Genomic DNA, 12,083 nt, shown 5'->3' with positions numbered 1-12,083 from the left:
ATTCACAGATCAATAAACACCAGCAAACTTATCGTCTTCTTGAATATCCAATTGCCATGCAAAGACCAAGTATGCTCAATACAATTCCAAAGCCAGGGGCATCTTCAGTGGTTGAGGCCATGGTACTGGAATTGGAATCTTCATGAGAATCAGATTCATCTATTTCAATCACGTCTTCTGATGTTTCGTTCATAGACGCGGTGCTATTATCCAGTTCTTCGTAAGTGGTCACTTCCTCTTCGATAAACTCTGTGTCCTCAGTTTCAATTGACACTCCCAAAGCAGGATATATGTTGAATCCACCAGTTGGACCAGCATAACCATTATCAACGGATGTATACAGGTACATATCATCTGTCAGGTATGTGGCACCATCCATTTTCAATGAAATTGCATTTGAATTCTCGAAAACGATCTCATCTGCTTCTGCCTTTGTACATTCAAATACTCCAAAAGTCTCTTCGGTTGTTATGGTCCTTACGTCATCCTTGTCGATCAGCCATGTGTATTGCAATTTTACAAAGCTGTCAGATGTACCCTGGAAAAGTGCATCAACATAGGTTGTGAAGTAGATTGCATTCTCCTGACCACCGAAGTCGTCCCTTGCAACAAAGAGACTTCCGTTATCAGTTCTTGTATCAATGATCTCCGACTCGAGCTCGTCACCATCTTTGAAAAGGGAAAGCCATACTTTGTTACCTTCCACATCGATCTGGTTGCACACGATGCTGTAACCTGCTCCAAGGTCAAATGTTTCTCCGACTGCAAGAGTGGTAACATCCTCAGGCCAATAGTATTCGAATAATACAGGTGCAATTGTGGTTGCATCTGAATTGACTGCAACATAATATCCCTGCTGGAACGGGAAGCCAGAATACATGCCAGTCTCTCCGACTACAATCCCTTCATTCAAGGTAAGTCCGAATAATACATCGTATGGTTTTGCGGAGTAGATAAGTTCTCCTGCATCGATAGTATGGTTTCCAACACCAAGTGGACCGTTAGATCCATCTTCGGAATCCTCATAGTAGAGTCTCTCAGTCCAGGAGGTATAATCATTAGGGTCTGCAAACATGAAATTCCAGTTAGTGGCATCCCATGAAAGTTCATCAGCACCTGCTTCAAAAATCTCACCCCTCATTTCATAAAAACCAGGTGAACTCATTGTAATTGCAGGGAATATGTTGAATCCACCAGTTGGACCAGCATAACCATTATCAACGGATGTATACAGGTACATATCATCTGTCAGGTATGTGACACCATCCATTTTCAATGAAATTGCATTTGAATTCTCGAAAACGATCTCATCTGCTTCTGCCTTTGTACATTCAAATACCCCGAAAGTCTCTTCGGTTGTTATGGTCCTTACGTCATCCTTGTCGATCAGCCATGTGTATTGCAATTTTACAAAGCTATCAGAAGTACCCTGGAAAAGTGCATCAACATAGGTTGTGAAGTAGATTGCATCCTCCTGACCACCGAAGTCGTCCCTTGCAACAAAAAGACTTCCGTTTTCAGTTCTTGTATCAATGATCTCCGACTCGAGCTCGTCACCATCTTTGAAAAGGGAAAGCCATACTTTGTTACCTTCCACATCGATCTGGTTGCACACGATGCTGTAACCTGCTCCAAGGTCAAATGTTTCTCCGACTGCAAGAGTGGTAACATCCTCAGGCCAATAGTATTCGAATAATACAGGTGCAATTGTGGTTGCATCTGAATTGACTGCAACATAATATCCCTGCTGGAACGGGAAGCCAGAATACATGCCAGTCTCTCCGACTACAATCCCTTCATTCAAGGTAAGTCCGAATAATACATCGTATGGTTTTGCGGAGTAGATAAGTTCTCCTGCATCGATAGTATGGTTTCCAACACCAAGTGGACCGTTAGATCCATCTTCGGAATCCTCATAGTAGAGTCTCTCAGTCCAGGAGGTATAATCATTAGGGTCTGCAAACATGAAATTCCAGTTAGTGGCATCCCATGAAAGTTCATCAGCACCTGCTTCAAAAATCTCACCCCTAAGATCAACTGCTCCTGCATGGCCGATAGTTGGAAGCAAGAGTGCGAATATCAGTAGAGTACTTATCCAGAATGATATGTTTTTCTTACTTCGTTTTGTATTTATTATATTCATTTATACACCTTTTATTTTTATAAGCTGTCAGCTCGAGTGAACAAAAATATATATACTTATAAGAGCTGATGCAATATTTTTGTAGAGTTTTTTGACATTACAAAGCAAGATTTAGCTAAAATATAGGTCAAAATCTTCTATGAGTTTGATTTCATAGATTTCAACAAAAATTTCATTTTCATTCATATCTTGTCACTTTTCTTTTGTTCGATCAAATTTTCAGTATCATCATAGATGAATCAAATTTTTTTTACAAACGTCCGACCTATATACAGGGCTACTATGTCCAGGAACAGTACCAGGATCAAATAGAGGTAACCTGCACCTTCAAATGCCCATAATCCTTCGAGAAACATGTTTAAGCCCCCAATACTTCTTCAACACGTGACTTTCCAAAGTCAGTCAGGTTGTATCTGTACAACACCTTATCGTTTGCAAAATGACTTCCATCGTCTGCCTCCACATCAACAATATTAAGGATGCCACCTGCAGCAAGTTCAGTCATCCAGAAACGAGCCATCCATTTCCAGTAGTCACCAGACTTGTTATATTCTATAAGCAAAGAGTTAGTCAATTCATAGTCCCATGCTTCACCCTTTTCATAAAGAAGTTGAATAAGCCTTGATTTCATTGGCAACCGTATCATTATTTGCCCCCTTTAACTTCATCCAGTGCAACATTGCAATCACGCGTACATTCTAACAAAGAATCGCCGCTTTCCCAGTACATTACAAAAGTACCAACGATTGCCATGGCAGCACCTGTCAGAATCCACCACCCTATAGGGATCCCCAAAAATATCACAAGGAAAAATATTGACCAGGCTGCATAAAGTGTGGAAATACTCACACCACGACCCACACCAATCAGTGGATAGCTCTTATACATGAAAATATATGCAAGATTTAGCGTAAGTGTGCCTAATACAACAAATACCATGAATGGTATGCTTGTAAAAGCTGCATGCATGGCTGTAACAATAACACCAGGTCCAAAAATAATCATGAAAAATGGTACAATAATAACAAACCACAGCAAAACTTCGGCCGTTATACGGGTTAGTAAACCAGAATCTGCATCTGTCACATCCAAAATACGACCAGCAACTGCAGCTTCAAGCCCAAAACCAACAGCAGCCATCATTCCTCCAAGATAACCAAGCCAAACCCCATCAGGAGATGCAGGGTTTGCAATTTCCGCCAGCATTTGTATCGGGTTTACAATAAATATGCCACCTACAAGGATAAAAGCAAGTCCCAACCATGTTTTTTGGGAAATATTTTCGCCGTACCAAATTTTCGCAGTAATGGTTGCAACCACACTACAAAGAAGTGCAATTGAAGCTGCAAAAGCTGCCCCAACATAACCTACTGCTAAAACACTTCCATAAATTGCAACAGGCCCTCCAAATGACGCACAGATAAGATACCATTTAGAAAGCTTAAAATTAAGAACGGTTCTCGGGAGGTCAGCAATTTTACCAGTGCCACCGAGCCAAAATACAGTTAGAATAATCAATGCACTAAAAGCCAATGCAGAACCTATGCATAACGTGGCTATAATAAATCCTGCCGGACCTTCGGGAAATACAGCCCATTCTGCAAATGGTGTAACACGCCACATAAGATCCAGTGCCACATATCCGGCACCCCATACAACTGAACAGATGAGACCAATTACAAAGCCCCATTTTACGCGGTTTTTGTTTTCATTTCTAATTATCGATTCAAGGTCTTTTCTCATATAGACGCCTCTTTTGATCCATTGTTATAATTTCTCTCTTACTGAATCATATAGATCAACAAACCATTGTAAGTGGCAGTATATAAATATTTCTTATATTCTAGTATATAAACATATCTATTAAATAGAAAATTTTATATATGAGTTATGCTTTCGATACATTGGAGATGTGGATTGAAAATCAGAAGAATCACATCATCATAAATTGGAAGGAAGTGGATAAATGCAAAATGTTAATTTCGAAGTGTTAACAAAAGATGATTTGGATGCAATACATCAAGCTACACTAAAAGTGTTTTCGGGTTCTGGAATTCGAGTTTCACACGAAAGCGCAAGAAAAATCTTTGAAGATAACGGTTGCGAAGTTAATCATGAAACAGGAATCGTAAAAATCCCTGAAGAACTCGTGGATCGAGCCATCAAAAGTTCACCATCCTCTTATGACATCCATGGAAGAGATAAAAAGAACACAATTGGATTGAAAAGTGATGGTTCAGAAGTTAACTGGATTAATTTTGGTACTGGCGTAAAAATGTGCGAATATGATGCACCCGGAAAATTTACAACCCGCGATAGTACCATAAATGATCTCGAGAACATTGCAAAAGTTTGTGACTGGGCGGAAAATCTGGGCTACATGTGTAACGCCGTTTCTGCCATGGATCTTGCAGATCAACCGATTGCAAGAAACGTGCATGAAGTATATTCCATAGTGACAAATGTTTCCAAACACCTGATGATGGAAGCTGAACCAAATAATGTGGAATTCTATTTCGGATTAAATAAAGCATTCTATGGGGGGGATGAAGAAGAAGCTAGAAAGAAGTCATTGATAACAGCTGGTAGCTGCCCGTCAAGTCCTCTTGAGCTAGATTATGCAATATGCGAAACATGCATTCAGGCAGTCAAATACGATATCCCAATGGTGGTCCTGAGTATGGCTATGGGTGCTGCATCATCACCTGTGTTCCTTGCAGGTACATTGGTTACACACAATGCAGAAGTGCTTTCAGGAATCGTGCTTACCCAATTGCTTAAACCAGGCCATCCTACAACATATGGAAGTTCTACCACAGTATTTGACGTAAAGGGAGGGGCTGCACCCGTAGGTTCACCTGAGCTTGGACTGATTAGTGCAGGTGTTGCAAAATTGGCACAATACTATGGAATTCCAAGTGTAGTTGCAGGCTCTTAGGCAGATTCCAAGGTCCCTGACGAACAGGCAGGCCATGAAAAAACATTAACCGCAATGTTATCTGCATATTCGGGTTCCAGTGTCATATACGGTTCAGGTATGCTAGAATTAGGAATGTCATTTTCCTTTGAACAGCTTCTAATCGATAATGAAATAATAGGACTGGTAAAAAAATCGATGAATGGAATTCCAGTTACAGAAGAAACCCTCGCTGTTGATGTTATCAATAAAATTGGGGTAGGTGGACACTTCCTTGCTCACAAGAGTACAATCAAAAATGTTGAACTGCCTTCACACCCTGCCCTATTTAACAGACAGATGGCTGGGGACTGGGAAGCTGCAGGTTCTAAAGAAATTGTAACTGCTGCACATGAAAAGGTTCTTGATATACTCAAAAATTACGAAGTATTACCTATTGATGCTGACATTCTGAAAGATATGAAAGCTGTAGTAGGCAAGGCTGATGAAGCTGCCAGATCATTGATGTAAAATTATTGAAATTCAGGAGTTTTAAAAATGGTTACACAGGATGAAATTAACGCAAAAGCAAAAGCTGCAGTCGTAAAGTGCAGGGCATTGGTTGAATAATGGCATGAATGAAGATGCGTTCGTTATGAATGTATCTACCATTTTCTGACAACTCCCTAACTCCCCCTCATTTCGCAGATTGTTTTACAATCCCCATTTCACCACCTTTTCTGAAAACGAAATGGGGGGAGATTTCCCACTGATTAATAAAAAAGTCTGGAATGAATGTAGGAGTTATTGGGAAATGGCTATTCGAACAGTTTTTTAACGGTTTTGGTTGTTATCATGAAATCTATGAAGAAAGTTGTTATTGTAGATGATTTGATTGATAGTACGATACTCAAATTGATGCTTAAGTTAAAAGGTTACTCTGTACTGAGTATGGCTCCAAATGTTGAGGAGGTCATTTCTCTAGTAGAATCCACTCCTCCTGATCTTGTAATTATGAATATTAATCTAAAGGATACTATTAATGGCCTTGAAATTGCTATGGTAATCCGTGAGGGGTATGGTATTCCTGTAATTTTCGTTACTGCAGACTTTTCAAAAGTAGTTCGCAAAAGGGTAGATCTAGTAGGCTAGGCTTGTCTGAAAAAACCTATTATGCATGAAGATCTTGAAGTTGCTATTCATTCTATATTCTGTTGTTCTGAGGATAATATGGGGGGAAGTAAATGCAACAAAACTCGCATATGCAAAAAATGATAGATTCATGATAAGATGTCCGCATAAATGAAGATACTCGGGAAAGGAACTTTGACGGTATATTTCCCGAAGGATATTGTGGTGATATAAAGTAACTTCATTTTGGGATAATCTTCTTTTTTTGTTTCTTACATCGCTTGCATTCAAAATAAGCTTCCCTGACATTTGACGAGAAGTTAGAATGTCCTCCAGCTTTCCCCCATTTATGTAAACCAATCATACACAACAAATTTTTCACACAATCACATCCTCTAATAAACATGTTGTGGAATTAATTTAAAGTTCGAATGTTCTTTACGCGGTATTTTTTTAAAAGTCGTGACAAAATATTCCAATTATTCACTTTTTTTTGATATGTTTGTTCCGGGTGAATGGTTTATTTGCCTTTTTTACTTCTCTGCAATAAAAAAAGCCTAATTAAATAATAAAATTCATACGATTCCATCGGTCAGAATTCCATATATTTCCTTTATTACCTCATCATATTTTGTGCGATATTCCGCCGAAGGCTCAAGTGTCGTAATGTCGTAACACTCGCTAAAAGTCTTGCCAGTATCGACCTTTTTGATTTTATTCTTGTATTTGCTGAATAGTTGTAGGCAAAGAAGGTTTGCGTCCTCTAGCGATAATGTCGTTGCCAATTCGGCAATCTCTGCCATAAACTGCGACTCCAGACCTGCTGCATGGTCTACCATACTACCATTATTCAAAATAGGGCCTGCAACTATATCATCTCCACAAACGACGCTTCCTATTGTTTGAACGGCGGTCTCATAAAATGACATTTTTGTGCAGGGACCTGCTGAATTGCGGATAACGTTCCCGTAGGGAATATGAATATTTCTGGAAAGTGCGATTGAAGACATAAAAGATGCCCATAAAGTATTCAGAGTTGTAGAGGTCGGTAATTGAACATTAGTTGGATTTTTGAAAAAAATTCCCGAGTAAAGAACATTTGATTTTATAGCTTCTGCAACCAATTCGATTGCAAACTGCCCTGCACTAGCACTGGTCATCCCTCCCATGATCACCGAATGCGTACATAGATAATTTAACCCCACCATCTTATAATGAACTGCCCTTACAATTTCGTCATTAGTTGCGGTCAAATCAGGCCTTGGATAGAATTCCTGGAAATCTCCCGTACCCATAGAATTAGAATTGGCAATGGATATTGAAGCTCTGATATCTTCAACAAAAGGAGGACTTACACAACATAAACCAGATCTACCCTCCAGATTACATGCTTGCTTCAGATTACTTGCCGCTTCATGCACAGAGTAAAGTTCGTAAAAGGGCTTTATCAACATTGAATTCGGAAATTCATGAATGATACCCGGAGCAATTGAATCAAGCATGCCTATTTTTGCATACGAACGATGAATTGGAACAAACATCTCAAAGGATATAGGACTACTATTTGGTCCACCCATTATTAGTGGCATTTGATTATCAAGGACATCTCTGAAATGTAGAGTTGTTGCATCTATTCCTTCACCAATTTTGAATGAACGTTTTTTATTTCGAATGGCACTTATAATCTCGTTTCTATTCAACTCAAGCACTCTATCTTCATCATCAAAAAGAACTCCTACATGCTCTAAGAGCTCAATTGCGGCATTATAAATTCGGTCTGCCATATGAAAATTAGAGGAAATTAATTCCCCCTCGTCATAAAAGATGTCATATGCATCAACCAATTCCAAAGAGGTTTCATATATTAGAGTCTCATGTTCACCTCTAGTCCGTTTTTGCCTTTTATCGAGTGCTTGCTGCTTTCTGAGATACATATTATTCATTATAAATCCTCATTACTATATAAATCAAACTTCTTTGTAACTCTAGATTGAATTTATCTTCATCGCATGATTCTGTATTACATTTTGATTTCCGATAGCAGCAGCAATTTGCTTATAATAATTGTTGGTACTTTTCCTGGCAAGCACATAGTAGGCAACCTCCCTGAATAAAGATATGAATTCCTTATTCTTTTGAAATAATCCATCATTTAGGAGGCAAAATGATACATTTAAGTAAAAAAAGTCTGTTGAAGAGGGAAAATCTCCTTCAACAGAACTATATTTTCTGATTTATCTAAGGATATCTACGCAGGGAATCTCAATATCAAGAACTTCTGCAATATTTGCTTTTGCTTTGAGTCCCTTTGGCTGACCTGGAACAGCATTAATAGTTCCCAAGCCAAGTTCTTCCCTGATTTCCTTCATTGCATACTCGTCAGAAAGAGTGAACACATCCGTACCGAGTTTCTTGGCGACATATTCCTTTGCATCTTTGAGCTTCATTCCTTTCAGTTGCAACCTCATTACGAGGTCACCAGCAGTTCTGGATCCATTCATACCTGTTGACAAGCCAATTGCACCAATCATTGATAGAGGGTCAGCAATTCCTACCTATATTCCGTCGACGCCTGCTATCTCTACAAGTGCTTTCGCCGATCTTGTAACCGCATCTATTGGTGCAATTTCAACCATTGGTATTCCACCGACACCCATACCCAAGTTTGCATGGACTGGAATATCTGCATCCTTAACACACTGTTTTGTAAGAGCAACTGTTTTTGCTAGATTCCATGGAGTGGATTTTTTGATGTTTGTATTTACAACACTTCCAAAAACATCTACACCCGCGGTTCCAGCAACTTTCACCTGCTCATGAGGATACATGCCTGCCACGGTTTTCCCATCATATTGAAGTCCACCGTGTACACCCATAACATACTCATTCGCCATACCCATCAAAACAGATACTTTAGTCGTCTTTTTGATTTCTTCGGTTGCTTTAAGTGCAGCAACGAATTCACCATCTCCTGAAGCTGCTGTTGTATCCATGTTAATGCAATCACCACCCAATGGATCAAGCACTGCTTGAGATGCCCAGAGGAGGTCGTCTATAAGAGATGGCATAGCTGCTACATATTCACTCAGTCCCTCCTCAATCTTACCATCGGAGATGAGGGCAGTTGCGTTCCCAAAGGGTCCCTCTGGCTTGAAGTAAGCACCAAGAGTAGGAGCAGATATAAGCAAGAGCGGACTGATCGTTCTTGTAAGTATGTCTTCCACAATTTGCTTAAACTGGGTGGTCGAAGGTTTTGTATCCTTGAAACTGGCTACAAAAGGAAGAAGAACAACATCATGACCATTTACTCTTTCTAGTACCAGATTCGAAGTGGTCATATCCGTTGGAATTCCTACTCCTCCGAATTCTCCGTAGTTACCGTATATAGAGGCCGGCCCAGCATCTGCACTGGTTACAACTTGATCTTCGGGCTTTATGCTTGCAATTCGCTCGGGGGCAAGAAACATATCCAGAAGTCGCTCTTTTTCATCGTCAGTAAGTCCCGGAACTTGGCCTTTTTCGGCTGCAAAATTAGAGCCATCCTCAATATCATTTATAAGTGCTTCCTTTGTAATATCGATGCGTGTACCGTCACCCATTCTTGTGTAAATAACCATTATTAAACACCTCTCTTCATTTTGATTTATTGTTCCATTAACTGACGGGCTACTTTTACCGCCTCACTAGCATTTTCTGCACAGCCATCTGCACCTATTTTTTTCATCCAACGTTCTGTTATAGGGGCCCCGCCTATCATTGTCTTGATCTTACCTTTCAGTCCTTTTTCTTTCAACATTTCTTCCAGTGTAGCCTGACTCTGCATGGTAGATGTCATCAGGGCAGAAGTTGAAATAATATCTGCGTTCACCTCTTCTGCTTTCTCTATGAACTTATGTAGCAGTACGTCTCGCCCTAAATCATACAGCTTAAAGCCATTTCCGCCCAGGAATATCTTTACAATGTTCTTGCCGATGTCATGCACATCTCCTTCCACGGTCCCTATTACAATTGTCCCCTGAGTTTCTTGTGTCACTTCGCCTTCAATGCTCTCTTTAAGTTGTTCTATCGATTCAGTCATCAAAGCCGCAGACATCATCAACTGCGGAAGAAAACGCCTACCAGCTTCGAATTCATCTCCCACTATAACCATTCCTTTAGCAAACCCATTCTCAATCATGCTCATTGGGTCCAGTCCTTCATGTAAGCCTGCCTCTACCGCAGCTTTAGAAGACTCTTCGTCAATGTTCAATACTGCATTTTTCAGCTGTTCATATATTTCATTTTCATTCATATCTTGTCACCTTTCTTTTGTTCGATCAAATTTTCAGTATCATCATAGATGAATCAAATTTTTTTTATAAACGTCCGACCTATATACAGGGCTACTATGTCCAGGAACAGTACCAGGATCAAATAGAGGTAACCTGCACCTTCAAATGCCCATAATCCTTCGAGAAACATGTTTAAGCCCCCAATACTTCTTCAACACGTGACTTTCCAAAGTCAGTCAGGTTGTATCTGTACAACACCTTATCGTTTGCAAAATGACTTCCATCGTCTGCCTCCACATCAACAATATTAAGGATGCCACCTGCAGCAAGTTCAGTCATCCAGAAACGAGCCATCCATTTCCAGTAGTCACCAGACTTTCCATATTCTATAAGCAAAGAGTTAGTCAATTCAAAGTCCCATGCTTCACCCTTTTCATAAAGAAGTTGAATAAGCCTTGATTTCATTGGCAACCGCATCATTATTTGCCCCCTTTAACTTCATCCAGTGCGACATTGCAATCACGCGTACATTCTAGCAAAGAATCACCGCTTTCCCAGTACATTACAAAAGTACCAACGATTGCCATGGCAGCACCTGTCAGAATCCACCACCCGATCGGGATCCCCAAAAATATCATCAGGAATAATATTGACCAGGCTGCATAAAGTGTGGAAATACTCACACCACGTCCCACGCCAATCAGTGGATAGCTCTTATACATGAAGACATATGCAAGATTTAGCGTGAGTGTGCCTAATACAACCAATGCTATGAATGGTATGCTTGTAAAAGCTGCATACATGGCTGTAACAATAGCACCAGGTCCAAAAATAATCATGAAAAATGGTACAATAATAACAAACCACAGCAAAACTTCGGCCGTTATACGGGTTAGTAAACCAGAATCTGCATCTGTCACATCCAAAATACGACCAGCAACTGCAGCTTCAAGCCCAAAACCAACAGCGGCCATCATTCCTCCAAGATAACCAAGCCAAACCCCATCAGGAGATGCAGGGTTAGCAATTTCTGCCAGCATTTGTATCGGGTTTACAATAAATATGCCGCCTACAAGGATAAAAGCAAGTCCCACCCATGTTTTTTGGGAAATATTTTCACCGTACCAAATTTTCGCAGCAATGGTTGCAACCACACTACAAAGAAGTGCAATTGAAGCTGCAAAAGCTGCCCCAACATAACCTACTGCTAAAACACTTCCATAAATTGCAACAGGCCCTCCAAATGACGCACAGATAAGATACCATTTAGAAAGCTTAAAATTAAGAACGGTTCTCGGGAGGTCAGCAATTTTACCAGTGCCACCGAGCCAAAATACAGTTAGAATAATCAATGCACTAAGGGCAAATGCAGAACCTATGCATAACGTGGCTATAAAAAATCCTGCCGGACCTTCGGGAAATACAGCCCATTCTGCAAATGGTGTAACACGCCACATAAGATCCAGTGCCACATATCCGGCACCCCACACAACTGAACAGATGAGACCAATTACAAAGCCCCATTTTACGCGGTTTTTGTTTTCATTTCTAATTATCGATTCAAGGTCTTTTCTCATATAGACACCTCATTTGATCCATTGTTACAATTTCTCTCTTACTGAATCATATGGATCAACAAAAC

8 protein-coding genes and 2 pseudogenes are annotated in these 12,083 nt (G+C 40.1%); 2 read left to right on the top strand and 8 right to left on the bottom strand.

The annotated features are described in order from the left end of the window. Positions 1–28: 28 nt before the first annotated feature. The 3 genes from WOA13_RS05420 to WOA13_RS05410 all read right to left on the bottom strand — a co-directional run bounded on the left by WOA13_RS05420 (position 29) and on the right by WOA13_RS05410 (position 3,886). Entirely contained in the window at positions 29–2,143 is a 2,115-nt protein-coding gene (locus WOA13_RS05420; protein WP_342126939.1) for an S-layer protein domain-containing protein, read from the bottom strand. A 358-nt stretch (positions 2,144–2,501) separates the two neighbouring features. Next, positions 2,502–2,789, bottom strand: coding sequence for a hypothetical protein (locus tag WOA13_RS05415; protein ID WP_342126938.1), 288 nt, complete (start codon positions 2,787–2,789; stop codon positions 2,502–2,504). Further along, positions 2,789–3,886, bottom strand: coding sequence for a DMT family transporter (locus tag WOA13_RS05410; protein ID WP_342126937.1), 1,098 nt, complete (start codon positions 3,884–3,886; stop codon positions 2,789–2,791). Before WOA13_RS05410 ends, WOA13_RS05415 begins: the two co-directional genes overlap by 1 nt. A gap of 223 nt (positions 3,887–4,109) precedes the next feature. Here WOA13_RS05410 and mttB point away from each other — a divergent pair. Together mttB and WOA13_RS05400 are read left to right on the top strand one after the other, a co-directional pair. Continuing rightward, positions 4,110–5,570 (top strand): annotated as a pseudogene (gene mttB, locus WOA13_RS05405) ([trimethylamine--corrinoid protein] Co-methyltransferase). A 333-nt stretch (positions 5,571–5,903) separates the two neighbouring features. Continuing rightward, positions 5,904–6,191, top strand: coding sequence for a response regulator (locus tag WOA13_RS05400; protein ID WP_342126936.1), 288 nt, complete (start codon positions 5,904–5,906; stop codon positions 6,189–6,191). Positions 6,192–6,745: 554 nt separating this feature from the next. On the opposite strand, the gene WOA13_RS05395 is transcribed toward WOA13_RS05400, so the two are convergent. From WOA13_RS05395 to WOA13_RS05375, 5 genes and pseudogenes are all read right to left on the bottom strand, one after another. Continuing rightward, positions 6,746–8,113 (bottom strand): monomethylamine:corrinoid methyltransferase, encoded by a 1,368-nt coding sequence (locus tag WOA13_RS05395; protein WP_342126935.1) that lies wholly within the window; start codon positions 8,111–8,113, stop codon positions 6,746–6,748. 291 nt (positions 8,114–8,404) lie between these two features. Further along, positions 8,405–9,769: pseudogene (gene mtbB, locus WOA13_RS05390) on the bottom strand ([dimethylamine--corrinoid protein] Co-methyltransferase). A 44-nt stretch (positions 9,770–9,813) separates the two neighbouring features. Next, positions 9,814–10,461: a cobalamin B12-binding domain-containing protein gene (locus WOA13_RS05385; protein ID WP_342126934.1), complete on the bottom strand. Its 648-nt coding sequence runs from the start codon at positions 10,459–10,461 to the stop codon at positions 9,814–9,816. A 172-nt stretch (positions 10,462–10,633) separates the two neighbouring features. Beyond that, positions 10,634–10,921, bottom strand: a complete 288-nt coding sequence (locus tag WOA13_RS05380) for a hypothetical protein (protein ID WP_342126933.1) — start codon at positions 10,919–10,921, stop codon at positions 10,634–10,636. Beyond that, on the bottom strand, positions 10,921–12,018 hold the full coding sequence (locus tag WOA13_RS05375) for a DMT family transporter (RefSeq protein WP_342126932.1): 1,098 nt from the start codon (positions 12,016–12,018) through the stop codon (positions 10,921–10,923). Before WOA13_RS05375 ends, WOA13_RS05380 begins: the two co-directional genes overlap by 1 nt. Positions 12,019–12,083 lie beyond the last annotated feature (65 nt).

Source organism: Methanococcoides sp. LMO-2 (assembly GCF_038432375.1).
Classification (GTDB): Archaea; Halobacteriota; Methanosarcinia; order Methanosarcinales; family Methanosarcinaceae; genus Methanococcoides; species Methanococcoides cohabitans.
The sequence above is the reverse complement of the archived record's forward strand: the minus strand, read 5'-3'. Positions and strand labels throughout refer to the sequence as shown.